Source organism: Halomonas sp. (assembly GCF_034520545.1).
Lineage (GTDB): Bacteria > Pseudomonadota > Gammaproteobacteria > Pseudomonadales > Halomonadaceae > Halomonas.
Map to the genome: position 1 here is coordinate 902264 of NZ_JAXHNN010000010.1, position 19178 is coordinate 921441.

Sequence of the window (19178 nt, forward strand, 5' to 3'; positions counted from 1 at the left end):
TTAACCTAACTTATTGCTCTCTTAGCCGCAACTCCATACGTGATAGTGCGCCGTTTATCCGGCCATCTTCAGCACCAGCGACAGCAAGAGGGAAAGTTACTGACGACATTAACAATCCTCCCCGCATATTTTTATATTTCTTATCATTTTAAAAAGCGTAAATCTTAATTACATGGATAAGCTGATCTTAACGCATAAGCTACAAGAAAGGATGCCGGAATGTGAAGGTTTTGAGGGTTATTATCAAGGTATTTTTTCACCACCCTAATTGCTTGACCATTATTAATTCCCGACGAGGGAAGGCAAACTCCTAGCTCACTCGGAATGTGGCCACCTGCCGTGAACCCTGAAATAATGTCGCGCACGCCAGATACAACACCCAAACACCAGCCAGCAGCCATAGGATTGGTTACTTTTTTCCCCTGCGCACCATCCAAAACAAGCTCGCACGAAACTATCAAATCATTACCGTCGTTAAGGCTTGACGGAAAGAGTTGCGAATGAGCGCTTGGTATAGCAAAAAAACCTGAAAGAAATGCAATTAACATGATTCTAATTTTTTTCATTTTCAACACCTCGTCATTTAAAAACCGCACAGAATAGTTCTTGACAACAATCCGCAATAATCGCGTCATCAGTAAAATCAAACGCTTAATAATGTTTATGAAAATATTATCACCGATCTCCGCGCCTTCCAGTGCATTTTCTTATTTTTTGATCCTTAAGTAAGGGTGCTTGAATAAACACTCTGCCCACCTCCGTAATAGCTGGTCATCAGGTGGTGGAACGCCGCCTCACACTTCTCGTTGTAGATCGGCTCATCGAAGCTCTCCGGCAGCCCCTGGTCGAAGACAATCTCCAGGGTGCGACGGACATCGCCCTTGGCCTGGGCCTTCTTCCGCCAGTCCAGCACCAGCTTCTCCTTCTTGAGCGTCTCCAGCAGCTCCCGACACATGGTTTTCACCTGGGCCACCTCCTTGTCGCTCATCTCAGGGGCGGGCTTGGTGATGATGTCGAATAGCGCCAGCTCTTCCTCGGTGAGCCCCTCGCGGATCGCCCGCTGGTCTTCCTCCTGAAGATCCTCGGTGAAGTTCATCAGCTCCTGAAAGAACGCCTCAATGTTCATGCTGCCGGAGTTGTACTTATCGATCAGCTTCTGCAGCTTCTCCATGAAGTCGGCACGGCTGGGGTTCTTGGCTACCATGCTTTCCAGCTTCTGGTTCAACAGAGCCCGCAGCTTCTCGGACTCGGTGCGCTTCTTGCCCTTGTCGAACTTCTCCTTGAGCTTCTCGAAGTCGATCTGGCTCAGGTCGAACAGCGGCTCCCCATCTGGATCCTCGATGACGTAGGGCACCGGGGCCACGGACTGATCCAGCAGGTCGTCCACGTCCTTCATCACCTGGGAGATGTCCACCTCGGGATCCAGCGCCTTGATCTTCTGGGCCAGCACCGAGATCAGCACCGCATCGGGGGCCAGCGCATTGGCATCGGGATCAGGCAGGATAGCGCGATAGACCCTGGAGGTAGCCCTGGCCAGGCTCATGAAGGCTTTCCGGGTCTCCTCGCTCTCCAGCAGCGTCTCCACGGCATCGTCCAGCAGGGCCACCTTCTGGAAGCCTCCTGCTGTCTTGATCGCCTCGGGATCGATGTTCTTTTCTGTCAGGAAGGCGATAGCCTTGGCCAGCAGGTGCTTGAGGTACTCCACCAGCTCCGCCTTCTGCTGGATCGGACCGCTGTCGTCCTGGGGCGGTTGGTCGCTATATTCTGCTGGTGATTCCCCGATCTTGGACGGCGCGCCACCGTAGATGGCCAGCGCCTCCTGCAGCTTCCTGAACACCCCGGCATAATCGACGATCATCCCCGCTTCCTTGCCGGGATACTTGCGGTTGGCCCTGGCGATGGTCTGCATCAGGGTGTGGTTCTTCATCGGCTTGTCGAGGTAGATGGTCGAGCACGAGGGCACATCGAAGCCGGTGATCCACATGGCGCAGACGAACACCAGCCGTAGCGGATCGTCGGAATCCTTGAATTTCTCGTCCAGATCTTCCTCCACCATGCGCTTGCGGTGGGGCAGTATATCGAGCCCCTTGTCCGCCAGCTCCTTCACCTCGTTCTGGCCCTGGGAGACCACCACCGCCATGTCGGTTTCTGTCATCACCCGGATGCGGTGTTTTAGCACCTCCTGGCGCTCTCTGGATGCCGAGGGTAGCTCGGCCTGGAGTTGGGCCAGGTAGGCTTTCCAAAGGGCCTGTACCTTGTCGTACATCTTCACGGCGGTGGCCTTGTCGATGCAGACCATCATCGCTTTGCCTTGATGGCCCCTGCCGACGAAGTGCTGGACCAGATCCTGGGCGATGGCCTCCAGGCGGTCGTCACGGGTGATCAGATGGTACTCACGGGCGAAGACCCGCTCGACCTTGCGCTCCTGATCCTCGTCCAGCTCGGCAGCCTCCAGCAGCCGGGTTAGATCCTCATTGAGGCTGTCATTGATCAACTGCAGCTCGGGGATACGGTTCTCGTAGTAGAGCGGCACCGTGGCTCCGTCGGCTATGGACTGGCCGAAGTCGTAGACCGAGATATAGTCGCCGAACACCTCCTTGGTCTTCTCCTCACCGGCCATCAGCGGCGTCCCGGTGAAACCCAGGAAGGCGGCATGGGGCAGGGCCGTGCGCATGTTCATCGCCAGGGTGTCGTACTGGGAGCGGTGGGCCTCGTCGGTGATGACGATGATGTCCTGCCGGTCGGAGAGCTTGGGGTAGGTCTCGCCCTGCTTCGTGCCGAACTTCTGAATTAGCGTGAAGACATAGCGGTGATCCTCGCTGAGCAGCTGCTTGAGGTGGGCACCACTCTCGGCATGAGCCTCCACCTCGTTGACCGCTCCGGTGGCGGCGAAGGTCTTGTAAATCTGTTCGTCCAGCTCGTTGCGGTCGGTGACGATCACGAATGTCCAGTTGCCGGGAACCGTGCGGTGAATCTTCTGGGTGAAAAACACCATGGAGAGTGACTTGCCCGACCCTTGGGTATGCCAGAACACCCCCAGCCGACCGGCCTCACCGGCAGGACGGTGCTTGACCCGTTGCAGCTCGGCGATGGCCTTGTTCACCCCGAGGTACTGGTGGTTCTTGGCGATCTTCTTAAGGGTGCCGCCCGCTGCCTCCTCGAACACTGTGAAATTCTCCACCATGTCCAGCAGTCGTTCAGGCTCGGCGATACCACGGATGGCGGTCTCCAGCGACACCACCCCTTTCTCACCCTCGTCGTTGATCCGCTTCCACTCGAAGAGGTGCTCCCAGGGGGAAAAGGTACTGCCCACCAGGGTCTCGGAGCCGTTGGAGAGCATCACCACGGCGTTGTAGGTGAACAGTTGGGGAATCACTGAGCGGTAGTCGCTTAGGTTGCCGTCGTAGGCGGACTTTAGGGTCTTGTGGCTGGTCTTCAGCTCCACGAACAGCAGCGCCAAGCCGTTGACGAAGCCGACCAGATCGGTACGACGGGTATGCAGCTCACCCCGCACCCAGAACTGCGAGACCAGCAGGAAGTCGTTATGCTCCGGCTGGTTCCAGTCGATCACCTTCACCGTCTCGATAGTGGTGTCACCGTGTTCATCAGACACTTCGACCTTCACGCCATCCTTGAGCAGTCGGTAGATCTCCAGGTTGGCGTTCACCGGGAGCAGCTTGGAACGGTCCCGTGTCAGCTCCTCGATGGCTTTCTCCAGGGCGTCGCCGTGCAGCTCGGGGTTGAGCGTCTCCAGCGCCATCCGCAGCCGAGGCACCAGCACCACATCCTGCTGGGTCTGCCGTCCCTCGCTCGATACCGTACCCGACCATTCTCCGTAGAGATTGGCGGTGTCCCAGCCCAGTTCAGCGAATAGCTCGATGGCGGGCTGCTCGACCAGGGCATCCTCGGAGTAGGCGTAAGCGGGGGATGGCGGGGGTGTCATGCGGCTTCGACCTCCTTGTCGTCGGGCATGGAGATGTCGGATACGTCGATCTCACCGGAGACTAGCTTAGGCAGCAGCAGGTCGCGTTGCGCGCGGAGGTTGGATGATTTATCAATCAAAATAGAAAGTTGACGCCTAAGCGGTCTGACGAAGGTGTCAAGTTTAGTAAGGAGGTCAGCTGGTGGTATCGCTATAGGCACTCCGGTAATAACTTTTGCGCTGGCGCTTTTACGAGTCGTCCCTGTGCTAGCACCAGTAATATAATCCTGATATTGGTCGCTCGTAAGGTAATAAAAAAGATAGTAAGGGGAAAGGCGCTCATCCACGATTGAAATGCGAACGAGATAAGAGGCAAAGACAGCATCGACTTCCTTTTCGACAATACCCACCTTGCCTGGGTCGGCCATCCTGATGATGAGGATATCCCCCGGTGACAAGGAGAACTTCTTCCTAGCCTTTTCATCTACAGGGCAGTATGGGACAGAAGACCAATCGATATAGCTCTTTTTGTTTATGTCCATGCCGCGCAGAAATTTTGGCCCCACCGGCTCCTGCGTTGCAGATTCTGTGTAGCCATACTGCGTTGAGGCCAAGTTCGAGAGATTTTCGACCTCCCATCCCTCGGGAATCCTCCCAAGTTCACTCTCCTTGAAGCTCACCTCCTCATGCCCAGGGAAACGGAAGTGGACGAACCACTCCTCGTACAGCCGCCGGGCCATCTCCTCAAGGATATCGATGCGGCGCGTGTTGTTCTCGATGAGATCGTCATAGGCGGAGAGAATGTCAGTGATACAGCTCTGAGTAGAAACAGGTGGGAGCCTGACTGGAAACGAGAGAAGCCGGTCAGATTGAATGCGCTTTGTTCCGTGAGCAGCCTCATCCGCTAGCGCCCTCAGTTCATTGTGATGTCCACGCAGCAAGTAGGGGAGGTAGCTGCCCAAGAGTCCATCCTTGGGAATCACAGCCTTGATGTCTTGATTGAAAATCATGCTACGCATGGCAACCGAAACAGGGAATGCTTTTGCCAATACCATGCCTCGGACTGCGATAAGGACTGTTCCAGGTTCAACAAGCTGCTTTTTGTTCTTGATGGCTTTATCGGTTACACGGCTTTCCGTGTTGTAAAGCCTACCGCTCTTTAGCTCCTTAGTAGAAACCCAAGGAATATCACCTCCCCATAGCTCGGGGTTGCTCTTGCTAGGGGTGCCCCCAGATTTGAATGTTACAATATCGCCTAGTTCGCATTGAGTCCACTTCATGAAGCAGCTCCCAAGAAGCGAGCAGTGTTGCTGCTAATTATGCCTTCAAGTTCTCTGGCCTCAGCGTTTAACACCTCCAGCTCCTCAGCCAGCTCCTCCAGCCGCACGGAAAAGTCCACATCCTCGGCCTCTCTCGCCGCTGCCCCGACATAGCGCCCAGGGTTCAGCGACCAACCCTGCGCCTCGATTTCCTCTCGAGTCGCCACCTTGCAGAGCCCAGGTACATCGGCATAACCCTCGCCCAGCCCTTTCTCGCCCAGCAGCGTCTTGCTACCTTGATCCAGCTCGACGGCTTCGCCACGGTAGAGGCGCACGATGTTGGCCAAGAACTCGATCTGCTCCGGCAGCCAGTCGCGGTGCGCCCGGTCGACCTGGCGGTAGATATGCCGAGCGTCGATGAACAGCACCTTGTCGCCGCGCTCAGTCTCGCTCTTGGCCCGGTCGAAGAACCACAGGGTGCAGGGTAGCGCGACGGTGTAGAAGAAGTTTGGCCCCACCGAGACGATCACATCCACAGCACCGGACTCGATCAGCTTCTGGCGGATCGTCTGCTCGCTGCCTCGGGCATCACCCGCTGAGTTCGCCATGACGAAGCCAGCGCGCCCAGTCGGCTTCAGGGCCGCATAGAAGAGCTGGATCCAGAGATAGTTGGCGTTGTCGGTCCTGGGCATCCCCAGCGGGAAGCGGACATCACCTTCCAGGCGTTCCTTGTCGACCCCCGAGACGTTGAACGGGGGATTAGCCATGACGAAATCGAAGCGTCCTCCCAAGCGGTCGGCTGCGTAGAAGGGATCATCGTAGTAGGTGTTGGCCACCCTCACATCGCCGGAGAGCCCATGCACCGCGAGGTTCATCCTGTTGAGGTTGACGGTGGCCTGATCCTTCTCGGTACCGAAGATCGAGATCTCGTCCATGGCCGTCTTGTGATGACGGTTCACGAAGTCCGCCGAGTGAACGAACATGCCGCCAGAGCCACAGGCCGGGTCATAGATCCGCCCGTGGTAGGGCTCAAGGATCTCGACGATCAGCTTGACGATGGACTCGGGGGTGTAGAAGACCCCGCCCTTCTGGCCTTCCTTGAGGGCGAAGTTGCCCAGGAAGTACTCGTAGACCTTGCCGAAGGCGTCCCCCGACAGATCCACCGGGCCGATAAGCTTGAGCAGCTCCTGCAGCACCCAGTTTTCCAGGCGCGTGTAGTTGCGCGGCAGGGCGCCATTGAGGTCGGAGTTCTCCTCTTCGATGGCCTTCATGGCATCGTTGACGGCTCGCCCGATGTTGTCGCCCTCGGTGAGCGACAGGAGGTAGGAGAAGCGGGCGGTCTCGGGGAGGAAGATCACCCCCTCGGCCAGGTAGTCGTCCTTGCTGACCCTCTTGCGCTGACTTCCTTTTTTGATGGAACCGATCTCACCAATTTCGTCTTCTACAGCGGCGTATTTCTTCTCGGCGTACCTCAGGAAGATCAGGCCCAGCACAGGGGCCGAGAACTCAGCGGGCTTGAGGCCGGTGTTGGCCCATAACTGGTCAGCTGCTGCCCACAGCCGCTTCCCTACGTCTCCATTGACCAAGGTCTTGCTCCGGTTCGTCTTGCAGTGTTCTTCAGGATAGTTGGCTCTCGCCAGCTTACTACACGGCCCCCAGCGGGTGCATAGGAGCGAGGCTGGCAACTTAGTGGAAGAAGGCGGAACCTGAGTATGGAGAGAGGCCAGTCGACGTCATTGAACCTCAGGATGTAGACTTGCATGAGGTGTTTCGAGGGTGACTACGTCAGTGGCTACAGAAATGGCTTCGGATGGCTACCTAAAAATCGTAAATAATTGATTTTTCTGGTATATCATAGCATGAAGGCGATTCCCTTCACCCGCTCCAATCGGCTGTCATCAAGCGTCATCCGGCGATATCTCCTGCCAGCAATTATCTGATCCTTGATCTTGCCCACCAACAGTGGACACCCCGTTAAGGTATTACACTCAACGAGGTGACCCATGGCAAAGCAAGCTACCACGATGAAGAAGACACGTGCCCGTTACTCCGATGCCTACCGCGAGGAGGCACTCGCTCTCGCTGACCTAGTGGGGGCTGCCGCTGCCGCCCGTGAACTGGGCCTGCAGCCCAGCCAGGTCTATCAATGGCGCGCCAAGGCCCAGCAGAAGAAGAACACCTCCGAGCGTGAGCAATCACTGGCAGATGAGAATGCCCGGCTTAAGCGTCAACTCGCTGAAATGACAGAGGAATTGGCCATAACAAAAAAGGCCGCGGTGTACTTTGCGAAGAGCCTGAAGTGAAGTACGCCTTCATTCAGCAGCATCGTCAGGCATTCAGCACCCAGCGTATGTGCGCCGTGCTCGGTGTGGCACGCAGCGGCTACTACGCCTGGCGACAGTGTGGTGGCGAACCGTCCCCGCGGCGCCGCCAGCAGGCCATCACCGACCAGTGTGTGGCTCAGGCCTTTCAGCAGAACAAGGGGCGCTCAGGCGCCCCCAGGCTGACTCACGAGCTGAACGATGCCGGCGTATCGGTCTGCCGGTATACGGTGGCTGCCAGCCTCCGTAGGCAAGCGCTCCGGGCGAAAGCGGCTCGCAAGTACAAGGCCACCACAAACTCACGGCATGGACTGCCCGTAGCGCCCAACCTACTGAAACAGGACTTCACCGCCGATGCGCCGAATCAGAAATGGGTCGGCGACATTACCTACCTGGCGACCGGCGAGGGCTGGCTCTACCTAGCCGTGCTGATCGACTTGTACTCACGCAAGGTCATCGGCTGGGCAATGAGCGAGCGCATGACCGCTGACCTAGTCGGTGATGCTCTGCAGATGGCCCTGTGGAGCCGCAAGATGCCGAAGGGTGTGATTGTCCACTCTGACCGCGGGAGCCAGTACTGTTCGACGCTGCACCAGTCGCTGCTGACCCGGTACGAGCTCCAATGCAGCATGAGCGCCAAGGGCAATTGCTACGACAATGCGTGCGCCGAGAGCTTCTTCCACAGCCTCAAGGTTGAGGCCATCCATGGCGAGCGATTCGAGACGCGGAACGCCATGCGACGACAGGTATTCGAGTACATTGAGTTGGACTACAACCGGCAGCGCCGGCACAGTGCAATCGGGATGATCAGCCCAGAGACCTTCGAGGCCCGAATGATCGCTTAGATCGGTGTCCACCAATGCTGGGTAAGATCACCTCCTTGAAACCATGTCGCAGAACGTCACGACATATCGTCGTGTACGGCTGTGATTCGTACGGGGGGTCGTGTATGTTCCGTGAAGCACACACCGCATCACCGGACCCGGCAGTAGCAGGGTTCGGCCATCCGGAGTCGCGAACCATGGCCCTCTTCCTCCTGGTCCTCGTTGTCTGCCTGGCCATCTTCGGCGGCATGATCGCCCTGCTGATGCTCTCCGGCACCCCGCGCTACCGCACCGAGCCCGAGCACCTCCTCGAGCTGTTCGACAAGGCGCTGGAGAGTCGCGTCAGCGAGACCGAATGGAACGCCATCATCGGCTATCCGATACGCCATGACGACTATCTGGACGGTATCCGTCGCCGCGCCCAGCGGCTGATGGATGAACACGGGCGTCACGGTCGCGTAACCCGAGGAAAACCCCTGCTCGACACCACCGGCCAGGAGGAGTTCGCGGCTCTGCGCGACCACCTGGCGGCCCACACTTCTCTCGTGAAGCAGAAGCAAAACGAGTAATGAGCGTTGAATCTCGCTCCTGAACGATGTGATGTCATGTAGCCTTAACCGGAAGGGCAGGTTCCATGACGAGTGTGATCCGACAGAATTCCCTCGACACCGCCACCCATCATCACTCCCCTGACTTCCCTGGGTTAGTGACAGGGCATAGGGGGCAGTCGGAATTGAAGATAGAGGGTCAGGAAGACTCGATTTCGGTGTTTTCCGGATACATGGCGCCCGCCAGCCATGGGCACTGCTTCGCATCAAAGACTGACAACGAACCATCGACACTCGGCATCATCAGGAAAGCCTCCTCTCCGCCGGGTTTCCGGCATGAGCTAACCTCGCTGTTTGACGCCCCGCGTTCATTGCACACCGGACGAGCCACTGAGGTGCCTGTTCCTCGGACACAGGGCCGAGGGCCGCTCGTCCGAATTTCCTGCTACGCTTTGCGACATAGCGGAGTAACTGTCAATACAGTTGCCATCAGAAGCAACGGATCAATGTTGTCACCAGGCATCGAAAAGACTTGATAGGCGCTTTGCCTTTGAAGAAGTGAAAAACAAAAATCGGACGATAGGAGGTGAGCATCGAGATAGGAAATCTGGCGTCACAGGCGGTAGCGCCTTGTTGCGTGAATAGAAAACGAAGTTAACAAATAAAGCGGGGCGCTACCGGTTTTCCACGGTGAACGCGCCGACCTGTCGGAGCTCGCTCCGTCCTGACGAACTGGAGAATTTTTATGGCTATAGGTGTCTGGATCAGTCTATTGGGTTACTTTTTGCTGATGATTGCCATCGGCTTTTATGCAATGAAAAAAGCCACATCTTCATCTGAAGATTACATGCTGGGTGGCCGATCCCTCAGTCCACAAGTGGCGGCCCTGTCGGCCGGTGCGTCGGACATGAGCGGTTGGTTGCTGCTGGGTTTGCCCGGGGCGATGTTCGTATCTGGCTTGGGTTCGGCCTGGATCGGCATCGGCCTACTGGTGGGGGCGTTCTTCAACTGGACGCTGGTCGCACCACGCCTTCGTGAACAGACGGTTCACTATGGCAATGCGATCACCATTCCAGAGTTTCTGGCAAACCGGTTTCCGACTCGGGCAATGTCGCTGAGAACGGTATCCGCTATTGTCATAGTGATCTTCTTCGCGGTTTACACGGCGTCGGGCCTGGTGGCTGGCGGCAAGTTGTTCGAAAGCGCATTTTCGGGCATTTTCAATGTCGGTGGCCTGAGCAACTATGCCATGGGTGTCATTATCACATTGGGCGTGGTGCTGGCCTATACTGTCGTCGGCGGCTTCCTGGCCGTGAGCCTGACGGACTTCGTGCAAGGCTGCATCATGATGCTGGCACTGGTTCTCATGCCGGTGGTTGTGCTCTTTGGCGAAGGTGGCGGTGGTTACTCCCAGGCATCACAAACCCTGAATGAAGTCGATCCCACGCTGCTATCGTGGACGGAAGGACTGACCATTGTCGGGTGGCTGTCTGCGGTGACGTGGGGGCTGGGGTATTTCGGGCAGCCGCACATCATCGTACGCTTCATGGCCATCCGGACGCTGAGGGAAGTTCCTGTCGCCCGTAACATCGGCATGAGCTGGATGCTCATCTCGTTGATAGGCGCGATCTCTCTGGGTGTGTTCGGCCGGGCCTATGCGATCCGCAATGGTATGGATGTTCAGGATCCGGAAACGATCTTTATCATCCTGGCGAATCTGCTGTTCCACCCGCTGATCACCGGCTTCCTCTATGCCGCCCTGCTTGCTGCGATCATGAGTACAATCTCCAGCCAGCTTCTGGTGTCGTCTTCATCACTGACCGAGGACTTCTACCGCCTGTTCCTGCGTAAAGAGGCTTCGGACAAGGAGACCGTGTTCGTTGGCCGGGTCTGTGTCGTGCTGGTGGGCCTGGTTGCAGCCGTCATTGCCTCTGATCCGGACTCTCAAGTTCTGACGCTGGTAAGTAACGCCTGGGCAGGTTTCGGTGCGGCCTTCGGCCCGCTGATTATCCTGTCGCTCATGTGGTCGCGCACGAACGGCACTGGCGCCATCGCTGGCATGGTTGTGGGTGCGGTCACCGTCATGATCTGGATCTCACTAGGCTGGAACGGTGAATTCATGGGGGGTCCCGGCGTATACGAGATCATTCCTGGCTTCATCGCATCCTTTATCGCCATCCTGGTGGTGAGCAACGTAACGTCCGATGCTGGTGAATATCAGCAAATCACTCGCTAAACGAGCGCGCCTGACGCACTCAATCCAGTAAAAGGGCTCCTGCGGGAGCCCTATTTGTTACTGATGCACCAAGCATTTCAGGCAGCGTCTGACTGGCGCATACGCAGAAAAGCCGCCTTCCGGCGGTTTTCCTCATTTTCAGGCATCCCTTCCGCTGATACTCCGTTCCCCGACGCGTCAGATGATGGTCGCCCGAACCAGCAACACCAACGTGAAAGCGCCCAGCGCTGCAAGGCTCCAGGGAGGGGTGGTCATCCGCCGCAACCAGTGGCGGTGCGCCTCCAGTCCCATGGCCGCCATGAAGCCAGAGCCCAATGCCCAGACCCCCAGTCCGATCAGAGGCAGGCGCAGTCCCATCGGCAACGTGCTGATCAGGTCGGGCTGCCACAGCAACCACAGCGCCAGTGCTGCCGCCAGCAGCATCGCCCCCAGGGTCACACCGGGCAGGCGTCGACGTGTTTCGGTCTCCATCTCACTCTCCTTTTCGCCTATTTCCAGTCAAGACGATTCACGGCAAGGATGCGAGCCCCGAGCACGGCCTGCTATCCGACCCTGACAGCGTCGAACCATTTTCTCTTTCATGCTACTGGTAGATAAAGCTTGCGCTATATCAATAATCGACGGGCCCTGCCGAGATACACTCACAGCATGTTCCATTGCGGCAAGCGACCGCACACTCATCAAACAGGAGTTGAAACATGCGCAAGATCGCTCTTCCCACCCTGCTCGCCGCTGGCATCGCGGCAGCCGCAGTCACCACCAGTACCCAGGCCTTCGCCTACGGCGCGGGTGACTTCTTCACCCGCGTGGGTGTGGCCAAGGTCGAGCCCACGAGCGACAACGGTTCGTTGGCCAATGGCGCCTTTGAAGTCGACGTTCAAGATGATAGCGGCTTTGCCTTTACCCTGGGCTATCGCTTTACCGACAAGCTGGGCGTCGAGTTGCTTGCCGCCGAGCCTTTCGGCCATGATATCGAGCTAAACGGTGCCACGCTGGCCTCCACGGACCATCTGCCGCCGACCCTGACCCTGCAGTATTACCCCTTGGGCGGAACCGCGGCCAGAGTCCAGCCCTATGCCGGTATCGGCATCAACTACACCCTCTTCTCCAATGAGAAGATCGCCACCGGCGACGATCTCGAACTGGATGATTCCTGGGGCGCCGCCGGCCAACTGGGCGTAGACCTGCTGATCGACGACAACTGGGCGCTCAATGCCTCCGCCTGGTACCTGGATATCGATACCGATGCCAGCCTGAACGGAGCCGACATCGGCACGGTCGAGATCGATCCCGTGGTGGTGATGGCCGGTATCAGCTATCGCTTCTAGGCGTCAGCCGACAGGTGACGGGGCCCGCCCACTGGCGGGCCCCGTTGCGTTTGCGCCAGGCACCATCAGCGCGGCGAGTGGCGCGAAAGCCCGAGCGCCGTCAGGGTCGCCTCGTCGAGTCCACTGACTGCCTCCACTGACGTCAGCCGCGCATGGTAGGCGGCACTGAGAAAGGGCTCACCAGCCAGCAGGTGTTCAAGATACTCCCGCGCCGGGCGCAACGCCTCGGCGGTGGTACCCGGCGCAGCGATATACACCCAGGCATCGAACGTTCCCTCGCGGGTCACGACCGGCAGGCGATGGCGATCGTACTCCCGGGGATAGCCCTCGAAGGGATCCATGCGGCGTATATGCTCGGGGGCCTCCAGTTCGAACACCGCCCCCTCCACGCGCTCACCTTGCCAGGGGACCACATTGGCGTGGGCAATACCTGCCACCCGAGACGCCTTGTCGAAGCGCAGCGCATAGTCGTGCAATGCACCGGCGACCACCCGTCGAGTAGGGCCTATTCGGGCCGCGACCCGGGCAGGATTCATGTTGCTGCCGTAAGCGAAGTACCAGGGCATGATTCAGTTCTCGGTGACCAGGCGATCGATCTCCTCGACCACCTTGCACATCAGCAACCGGTCGCTGACACGTGCTCCATTCTGCTCCAGCCAGGCGTCCACGGCAGGGGCGACGTCGCAGGTCGCCGGCATCGGCGCGCGCGCCTCGACCAAGGCTTCCAGGCGAACGATGAACACGAAGCGCAGCCACTGGGGCAGCGTCATCGTATCGATGCAGAACGGCTGTACGCTGCGGAAGGCATCCGCCTCGGGGCGCTCCATACGCCACAGGCTGGCGGCCTTCATGGTGGCTTCGAGCTCGCGCAGGGCGGTACCGAGTTCGTCGTGAACGCTCATGGGCAATCTCTTTGGTGCATGTGAGGCTATTATCTCCGCTCGGCCCCACCGCTGGCCACCCCGAGAACCCTTGTCGATACGCTAGCGTCCCCTTCACGCATCTTGTGCACAGTGCACAGATATCCTGAACGGGCCTGTGGATAAACGTTGGAAAGGTCTCCCCTGACCGCTTCCCATGGGCCATGAGCTGGACTGGTCAACAATTGACCAATGGCGGATGGCGCCGATGACCCTCATGGGCGGCTGACAGCACCCCGACGCCGCGGTAGAGTGCACGGTTCCTGACCCGGAGAGAGCATGCAACCAATCCACAGCCTTCACGATTTCTTCCTGCGCAGCGGTGCCGAGGTGAGGCTTTACCACCTGGGACGGCGGGTCGAGCCCTGTGCGCTCGACACCCTGGCCGCCTTCGAGGTCGGCGAACTGGCCTGGCCGGTCCCCTGGCAGGGAACGGCTCGCTTGGCCATGGTGTTCCGCCTTGGCGACCTGGAAGACCCGCTGATCTGGTTCCTGGCCTTGCCGCTGGACGAACAGGGCCATCTCGACCCGGCACCGCGGGACGCCTTCGTGCAGCGCCTCCTGGAAACCCTCGGCCGCAATGTGCAGGGTCTGGGGCGCGCAGAAAGCACCCAGATCGACAACCTGATGAAAGACAATCCCCTGGCCTTCAATCCCGCGCTGCCCTTCCAGGCCATGCTGCATGCTCGCGCCAGCCTGGATACGGGCCTCCCCGCCAGCCAGCACCTAGAGCCGGTCGAGGCCTATCTGAGCGGTCAGCAGGCGATCGACTGGCAAGCCCTGGGCCTGCAGGGCCTGGCCGATTTCGCGGTGCGCCTCGACGCGACCTCGAGCCGGTCGCTAGCCGCTCGTCTCGACACTCTGCCTGGCGAGGTACTGACCTCGCTGTGCTACTGTCTGGAGCATGTGGCGATTACCGACGACCTGGCACGCGCACTGCGCCGTCGCGGGGAAGCGGCAAGCTGCACGGGGGATATCGAGGTTTTCTGCGCCTGCGTTCGAGCCATGAGCGGCGCCTCGACCGAGCTCGCCGGCACCTGGTTCGATGTGCTGCTCGATGACCCGGACGCCTGTGGTCCCGACCTGCTGGCGGCAATCGCCGGACGCGGCTGGCACCATCTGGAGGATGCCGAGCGCTTGCCCCGCTTCCTCACCCGGCTGGCCGAGACTTCCGGGGCGGAATTCACGGCGGTGGCCCGTGACCTTGCCCTGATTCCCCGACTGCGCCTGCCGCTACTGATGACACTGCGTGAGGCCGAGACGGACTCCGCCATCGGCCACCGTCTGGCTGGCCTGTCACGCTGAGTGCAGAGACCTCGGAGCGAAATGATGAAAGAACTGCCCTATACGCCCATGGCGGTAATCGGTCGCCGCGAGATGGTCACCCTGCCGGAGATGCATCTGACGCTCTGCGCCAAGGCCGATACCGGCGCCCGAACCTCGGCGCTGCATGCCGAGGACATCGAGTCCTACGAAGAGGACGACCAACTCTGGGTCAGCTTCACGACCCGCAGCGGCGGGCCAGGTACCCCGGCCCATGTGCACCGCATGCACCTGCATGACCGTAGGCGGGTCACCAGTTCCAACGGCCAGGCCGAGTGGCGCTTCGTGATCCGCACGATGATGCAACTGGGCACCCTGTCGTTCCCGGTGGAGCTAAGCCTGACCGACCGGCGCGATATGCGCCATCCCATGCTGCTGGGCCGCCGAGCCCTGCGACGCCTGCTGGTCGCGCCCGGCGTAGCCTTTCTACATGGTGAACCCTGAACCTTTCCGGCCATCGACCCTGGAGCCCTGAATGCATATCGCGCTGCTATCCCGCAACCGCAACCTTTATTCCACGCGGCGCCTGATCGAGGCGGCCGAGCGGCGAGGCCACACCGCCCGGGTGGTCGACACCCTGCGCTGCTACATGAGCATTGCCTCGCATCATCCCTCGATCCACTACAAGGGCGCCGAACTCGAACACTTCGATGCGATAATCCCACGCATCGGCGCCTCGATCACCTTCTACGGCTGCGCCGTGCTGAGACAGTTCGAGATGATGGGCACCTATGTACTCAACGACAACGTGTCCATCACCCGTTCCCGCGACAAGCTGCGTTCGCTGCAGCTCTTGTCGCGTAAGGGTCTGGGTCTGCCGATCACCGGCTTCGCCCACTCGCCGGACGACATCCCCGACCTGATCACCATGGTTAGGGGTGCCCCCTTGGTCATCAAGCTGCTTGAGGGCACCCAGGGCATCGGGGTCGTGCTGGCCGAGACCAACCAGGCAGCCGAGAGCGTGATCCAGGCCTTCATGGGCTTGAAGGCCAACATCATGGTGCAGGAGTACATCAAGGAGGCCAAGGGCGCCGATATCCGCTGCTTCGTGATCGGTGACAAGGTAGTGGCTTCGATGAAGCGCCAGGCCGCCGAGGGCGAGTTTCGCTCCAACCTGCACCGAGGGGGCAGCGCCAGCTCGATCCGCATCACCCCTGAGGAGCGCTCCACGGCGATCCGCGCCGCCAAGGCCATGGGGCTGCGGGTGGCCGGTGTCGACCTGCTTCGCTCAAACCACGGCCCGGTGATCATGGAGGTCAACTCCTCGCCGGGGCTACAGGGCATCGAGACGGCTACCGGCAAGGACATCGCCGGTCTGGTCATCGAACATCTCGAGAAGAATGCCGCCCATCGACACAAGATCCCGCCCCGCCCCAAGGGCTGACTCCTCAGCCTAAGAGCTAACGGGTGGCCGGCAAATTATTGGGTCCCGGGGGTGGCAAATAGGAAGCGGGAGCCCCACAATCTGCGTCACCGGAGGAGGTGAACGCTCATGTTTCTCGACAATCGCCAGGTGGCGATGGACAGTGCCCTCGAGGCGATGGCCGACAGTATCGACTACTTTCAGGACAATCTGGAGCGCCTGAGACCCGCGCTGCGCGACACCCTGAAGCCCCATTACGAAGCTCGCGCGACATCGATGCACGAGCTCCAGGAGCTGTCGCGCAAGCACCTCAACCTGCTGCCCCGCGACGCCGATGTCGAACGCGACGACTACATGTGGCTATGGAGCCGGTTGAAGAGCTTCGTCGGCAACGAGAGCCAGGTGGTGATCGGCGAACTGCTGGAACAGGAACGGGTACTGATGCAGGCGCTCTCGACGCTGTTCACCCACCCTCTGCCCGAACCTATGGAGCCGGTCATCGAGGAGTGCTGGAAGGGCTGTCGGGCGCTGATCCGCGAACTGTATCGTCTCCAGAAGCAGGGCCCGAAGCCCTGAACATTCCCGATGGGAGCAACAGACGATCACGCTCCCGAGGCATGATCTGCAGGGGTTCGAGCGGCCCCAGGAAATGCGGTTCGCGCTCCCACAGGTAGAGATCCCCCAGGGTGGCAACCCGCGCCACCCACTCCCGCAACTTGAGTCGCCAAATCCCGGCCACCGCGCGCTCCGGCGCCGCGCAACCCGTCACCTCTAATCCAAGCGCCTCGCCGATGAACAGCGCACGTGGCAGGTGCCAGTCCTGGGTGATCAGCAGCGCCCGCTCCACACCGAACACGTCTCTCGCCCTCGCCAGGGTGTCAAAGGTACTGAAGCCGGCATAGTCCAGGGTCATGTCCCCGTCGCGCACCTGGCGGCCACGCAGATCACGCCACATGCTCACAGGCTCGTTGTAATAGCGGGTGCTGTTGTCTCCGGAGATCAGCAGATGATCGACCCGCCCAAGCTGGATCAGGTTAGCCGCAGCATTCATGCGCCCCTCGAAGTGCGGGTTTCGCGCGCCGCTGCGCGTCCAGTGGGATGTGCCGAACACAATGCCCACGGTCTCGCTGCCACAGCGCGACAGCTCGCCCTCAATCTTGCCCTTGGTGCGGCCCAGCATATAGAAGTTGGCCGACACGAACAGCAAAGCCGCCAGGAGCGCAAGCGCTCCCAGGGACATCAGTACCGCCTTGAAGACCTTCCAGAATGGCCGGTGCATCACACTCCCCGGAGGAGGCGCTAAAACATCCCGAGTTCCAGCTTGGCCTCGTCGCTCATCATCTCACGACTCCAGGGGGGATCGAAGACGATCTCGGTATGGACCTTGCTGATCTGCGGCGCACCCAGAATCTTGTTGCGGGCATCGGCGGCAATCACGTCGCCCATGCCGCAGCCCGGTGCCGTCAGGGTCATGCGGATGGTGACGATGCGATCACCATTGATCAGCCGCTCGATGCGACAGCCATAGACCAGGCCCAGATCGACGATGTTCACCGGAATCTCGGGGTCGAAGCAGGTTCGCAGCTGGTCCCACACGAACTGCTCGATCTCGTCCTCCGAGGCATCCTCGGGCAGCGTCGGCCGCGGCAGCGCCTCGAGGCCCAGGGCATCCAGGTTGGCCCCCTCGATCAGGTAGAGGCGCCCCTCGAAGCCCACGCTGACCGTGCTGCCCTTGGCCTGCATCACGCTGACGATGCTGTCTTCCGGCAGGGTCACGGTCTTACCGAAGGGAATGGAGATCGCCGCCACGTCCCGCTGCAGGGGCAGTTCCTGGCCCTTGTGGAGGGTGGCAATCTGCTCGATATCGCTCATGTCACTCCTTGATAGGCTTCAGCGCAGCATGCCGATGACACGCTCGAGCCCCTCGACGAAAACGTCGATCTCCTCGGGCGTGTTGTAGGCGGCGAAAGAGGCCCGGCAGGTGGCGTCCACCCCGAACCGCGCCAGCAATGGCTGGGCGCAGTGATGGCCGGTACGGATCGCCACCCCGAGCTGATCGATCAGCAGTCCGATGTCCTGAGAGTGCGCCCCGTCGACCACGAACGACAGCACGCCCGCCTTGTCCGGCGCAGTGCCCAGGACACGCAGCCCCTCAAGGCTCTGCACCCTCTCGGTGGCATGCTCGAGCAAGCGCGCCTCCCAGGCACCAATCAATTCGAGGCCGATTCCCTGGACCCACTGCAGGGCACGCCCCAGGGCGATCACCTCGGCAATGGCCGGTGTCCCTGCTTCGAATTTGTGCGGGATGCCGGCAAAGGTGGTGGGCGTCTCGAAGGAGACCGTCTGGATCATCTCGCCGCCCCCCTGCCACGGCGGCATCGCCTCGAGCAGTTCGGCCTTGCCGTATAGCACGCCCACACCGGTAGGCCCGTAGACCTTATGGCCGGAGAAGGTATAGAAGTCGGCATCGATGTCGCGCACGTCGATGGCCTGGTGGGGGGCGGCCTGGGCACCGTCTACCAGGATTCGGGCGCCGTGCTCGTGGGCCACCCGCGCCATGTCGCGTACCGGATTGATGGTACCGAAGGCGTTGGAGATATGGTTCACCGCCACCAGTCGGGTGCGCTCGGTGAAGAGGTCACGATAGGCTGCCATGTCCAGCACACCGCGCTCGTCCACCGGGATCACCTTGATGGTGAATCCCAGTTCACCGGCCAGCAGCTGCCAGGGCACGATGTTGGAGTGGTGCTCCAGCTGCGAGATCAGCACCTCGTCACCGCGGCCCAGGTTGGTGCGCCCCCAACTGTTGGCCACCAGGTTGATCGCCTCGGTGGTACCACGGGTAAAGACGATCTCGCGATTCTGCTCCGCGTTCAGGAAGACACGTACCGTCTCCCGGGTGCCTTCGAAGGCCGCGGTGGCCTCGTCGGCCAGGGTATGCAACCCGCGGTGGATGTTGGCGTTGTAGCGACCGTAGTAATCGTCGAACACCGCAATCACCTGGCGCGGTGTCTGACTGGTGGCGGCATTGTCCAGGTAGACCAACGGCTTACCATGTACCTCCCGGTCGAGGATCGGGAAGTCGCGTCGCAGCTTCGCCACGTCCAGCGTCAGGTCACTGAAGTTGGCCATGG

The 19178-nt window shown here is 60.0% G+C and carries 18 protein-coding genes; 8 read left to right on the top strand and 10 right to left on the bottom strand.

What is annotated here, in order from left to right:
• Positions 1-164 precede the first annotated feature (164 nt).
• The 4 genes from U5L98_RS12900 to U5L98_RS12915 all read right to left on the bottom strand — a co-directional run bounded on the left by U5L98_RS12900 (position 165) and on the right by U5L98_RS12915 (position 6767).
• Positions 165-635: a Rap1a/Tai family immunity protein gene (locus U5L98_RS12900; RefSeq protein ID WP_322558680.1), complete on the bottom strand. Its 471-nt coding sequence runs from the start codon at positions 633-635 to the stop codon at positions 165-167.
• A gap of 86 nt (positions 636-721) precedes the next feature.
• Positions 722-3943 (bottom strand): type I restriction endonuclease subunit R, encoded by a 3222-nt coding sequence (locus U5L98_RS12905; protein WP_322558681.1) that lies wholly within the window; start codon positions 3941-3943, stop codon positions 722-724.
• The gene (locus U5L98_RS12910; protein WP_322558682.1) at positions 3940-5202 is read right to left on the bottom strand and encodes a restriction endonuclease subunit S; all 1263 of its coding nucleotides are present in this window, start codon (positions 5200-5202) and stop codon (positions 3940-3942) included. The genes U5L98_RS12905 and U5L98_RS12910 overlap by 4 nt, the downstream gene beginning before the upstream one ends.
• Positions 5199-6767: a class I SAM-dependent DNA methyltransferase gene (locus U5L98_RS12915; protein WP_322558683.1), complete on the bottom strand. Its 1569-nt coding sequence runs from the start codon at positions 6765-6767 to the stop codon at positions 5199-5201. Before U5L98_RS12915 ends, U5L98_RS12910 begins: the two co-directional genes overlap by 4 nt.
• A gap of 417 nt (positions 6768-7184) precedes the next feature.
• Between U5L98_RS12915 and U5L98_RS12920 the strand changes: the two genes are divergently transcribed.
• The 3 genes from U5L98_RS12920 (at position 7185) to putP (ending at position 11110) form a co-directional block, all read left to right on the top strand.
• Positions 7185-8347, top strand: a protein-coding gene (locus U5L98_RS12920) for an IS3 family transposase (protein WP_322558684.1) whose coding sequence is annotated in 2 segments (ribosomal slippage) — positions 7185-7443 and positions 7443-8347 — 1164 coding nt in all. Because the reading frame shifts where the segments join, the coding sequence is not laid out codon by codon here.
• A 176-nt stretch (positions 8348-8523) separates the two neighbouring features.
• Positions 8524-8895 carry a hypothetical protein gene (locus U5L98_RS12925; RefSeq protein ID WP_322558685.1) on the top strand — a complete coding sequence of 124 codons (372 nt, stop codon included), beginning with the start codon at positions 8524-8526 and terminating at the stop codon, positions 8893-8895.
• Between the two features lie 724 nt (positions 8896-9619).
• On the top strand, positions 9620-11110 hold the full coding sequence (putP, locus tag U5L98_RS12930; RefSeq protein ID WP_322558686.1) for a sodium/proline symporter PutP: 1491 nt from the start codon (positions 9620-9622) through the stop codon (positions 11108-11110).
• Positions 11111-11287: 177 nt separating this feature from the next.
• Here the strand turns inward: putP and U5L98_RS12935 are convergent, their stop codons facing one another.
• Positions 11288-11581 carry a hypothetical protein gene (locus U5L98_RS12935; protein ID WP_322558687.1) on the bottom strand — a complete coding sequence of 98 codons (294 nt, stop codon included), beginning with the start codon at positions 11579-11581 and terminating at the stop codon, positions 11288-11290.
• Positions 11582-11808: 227 nt separating this feature from the next.
• Here U5L98_RS12935 and U5L98_RS12940 point away from each other — a divergent pair, with 227 nt between their 5' ends.
• Positions 11809-12438 carry an OmpW/AlkL family protein gene (locus tag U5L98_RS12940; RefSeq protein ID WP_322558688.1) on the top strand — a complete coding sequence of 210 codons (630 nt, stop codon included), beginning with the start codon at positions 11809-11811 and terminating at the stop codon, positions 12436-12438.
• A gap of 65 nt (positions 12439-12503) precedes the next feature.
• Here the strand turns inward: U5L98_RS12940 and U5L98_RS12945 are convergent, their stop codons facing one another.
• Positions 12504-13004 (bottom strand): gamma-glutamylcyclotransferase family protein, encoded by a 501-nt coding sequence (locus tag U5L98_RS12945; protein WP_322558689.1) that lies wholly within the window; start codon positions 13002-13004, stop codon positions 12504-12506.
• Positions 13005-13007: 3 nt separating this feature from the next.
• Positions 13008-13340: a YqcC family protein gene (locus U5L98_RS12950; protein ID WP_322558690.1), complete on the bottom strand. Its 333-nt coding sequence runs from the start codon at positions 13338-13340 to the stop codon at positions 13008-13010.
• Positions 13341-13637: 297 nt separating this feature from the next.
• On the opposite strand from U5L98_RS12950, the gene U5L98_RS12955 reads away from it, so the two are divergent.
• The 4 genes from U5L98_RS12955 to U5L98_RS12970 all read left to right on the top strand — a co-directional run bounded on the left by U5L98_RS12955 (position 13638) and on the right by U5L98_RS12970 (position 16620).
• Positions 13638-14663 carry a DUF3549 family protein gene (locus U5L98_RS12955; protein ID WP_322558691.1) on the top strand — a complete coding sequence of 342 codons (1026 nt, stop codon included), beginning with the start codon at positions 13638-13640 and terminating at the stop codon, positions 14661-14663.
• A 24-nt stretch (positions 14664-14687) separates the two neighbouring features.
• A complete protein-coding gene (locus tag U5L98_RS12960; RefSeq protein WP_322558692.1) occupies positions 14688-15125 on the top strand; it encodes an ATP-dependent zinc protease in 438 nt (145 codons plus the stop codon).
• 31 nt (positions 15126-15156) lie between these two features.
• Positions 15157-16065, top strand: coding sequence for a 30S ribosomal protein S6--L-glutamate ligase (gene rimK, locus U5L98_RS12965; RefSeq protein ID WP_322558693.1), 909 nt, complete (start codon positions 15157-15159; stop codon positions 16063-16065).
• 108 nt (positions 16066-16173) lie between these two features.
• Positions 16174-16620, top strand: a complete 447-nt coding sequence (locus tag U5L98_RS12970) for a hypothetical protein (protein WP_322558694.1) — start codon at positions 16174-16176, stop codon at positions 16618-16620.
• Here U5L98_RS12970 and U5L98_RS12975 read toward each other — a convergent pair.
• From U5L98_RS12975 to U5L98_RS12985, 3 genes are read right to left on the bottom strand one after another with little or no spacing between them, the layout of a single operon-like run.
• Positions 16541-17323 carry a SanA/YdcF family protein gene (locus U5L98_RS12975; RefSeq protein WP_322558695.1) on the bottom strand — a complete coding sequence of 261 codons (783 nt, stop codon included), beginning with the start codon at positions 17321-17323 and terminating at the stop codon, positions 16541-16543. The two genes, U5L98_RS12970 and U5L98_RS12975, sit on opposite strands and share 80 nt — an antisense overlap.
• Before the next feature lie 20 nt (positions 17324-17343).
• Positions 17344-17916 (bottom strand): putative Fe-S cluster assembly protein SufT, encoded by a 573-nt coding sequence (sufT, locus tag U5L98_RS12980; protein WP_322558696.1) that lies wholly within the window; start codon positions 17914-17916, stop codon positions 17344-17346.
• Positions 17917-17934: 18 nt separating this feature from the next.
• The gene (locus tag U5L98_RS12985; RefSeq protein WP_322558697.1) at positions 17935-19176 is read right to left on the bottom strand and encodes a cysteine desulfurase; all 1242 of its coding nucleotides are present in this window, start codon (positions 19174-19176) and stop codon (positions 17935-17937) included.
• Between the last annotated feature and the right edge of the window lie 2 nt (positions 19177-19178).

Bases quoted from the DNA above. Each gene is read 5' to 3' on its own strand.
- U5L98_RS12950 (WP_322558690.1), bottom strand. From the start codon at position 13,340: ATGAGCGTTCACGACGAACTCGGTACCGCCCTGCGCGAGCTCGAAGCC.
- U5L98_RS12970 (WP_322558694.1), top strand. From the start codon at position 16,174: ATGTTTCTCGACAATCGCCAGGTGGCGATGGACAGTGCCCTCGAGGCG.
- U5L98_RS12975 (WP_322558695.1), bottom strand. From the start codon at position 17,323: ATGCACCGGCCATTCTGGAAGGTCTTCAAGGCGGTACTGATGTCCCTG.
- rimK (WP_322558693.1), top strand. From the start codon at position 15,157: ATGCATATCGCGCTGCTATCCCGCAACCGCAACCTTTATTCCACGCGG.
- U5L98_RS12940 (WP_322558688.1), top strand. From the start codon at position 11,809: ATGCGCAAGATCGCTCTTCCCACCCTGCTCGCCGCTGGCATCGCGGCA.
- U5L98_RS12905 (WP_322558681.1), bottom strand. From the start codon at position 3,943: ATGACACCCCCGCCATCCCCCGCTTACGCCTACTCCGAGGATGCCCTG.
- U5L98_RS12955 (WP_322558691.1), top strand. From the start codon at position 13,638: ATGCAACCAATCCACAGCCTTCACGATTTCTTCCTGCGCAGCGGTGCC.
- U5L98_RS12935 (WP_322558687.1), bottom strand. From the start codon at position 11,581: ATGGAGACCGAAACACGTCGACGCCTGCCCGGTGTGACCCTGGGGGCG.
- U5L98_RS12900 (WP_322558680.1), bottom strand. From the start codon at position 635: ATGACGCGATTATTGCGGATTGTTGTCAAGAACTATTCTGTGCGGTTT.
- putP (WP_322558686.1), top strand. From the start codon at position 9,620: ATGGCTATAGGTGTCTGGATCAGTCTATTGGGTTACTTTTTGCTGATG.
- U5L98_RS12945 (WP_322558689.1), bottom strand. From the start codon at position 13,004: ATGCCCTGGTACTTCGCTTACGGCAGCAACATGAATCCTGCCCGGGTC.
- U5L98_RS12910 (WP_322558682.1), bottom strand. From the start codon at position 5,202: ATGAAGTGGACTCAATGCGAACTAGGCGATATTGTAACATTCAAATCT.
- U5L98_RS12985 (WP_322558697.1), bottom strand. From the start codon at position 19,176: ATGGCCAACTTCAGTGACCTGACGCTGGACGTGGCGAAGCTGCGACGC.
- sufT (WP_322558696.1), bottom strand. From the start codon at position 17,916: ATGAGCGATATCGAGCAGATTGCCACCCTCCACAAGGGCCAGGAACTG.
- U5L98_RS12925 (WP_322558685.1), top strand. From the start codon at position 8,524: ATGGCCCTCTTCCTCCTGGTCCTCGTTGTCTGCCTGGCCATCTTCGGC.
- U5L98_RS12960 (WP_322558692.1), top strand. From the start codon at position 14,688: ATGAAAGAACTGCCCTATACGCCCATGGCGGTAATCGGTCGCCGCGAG.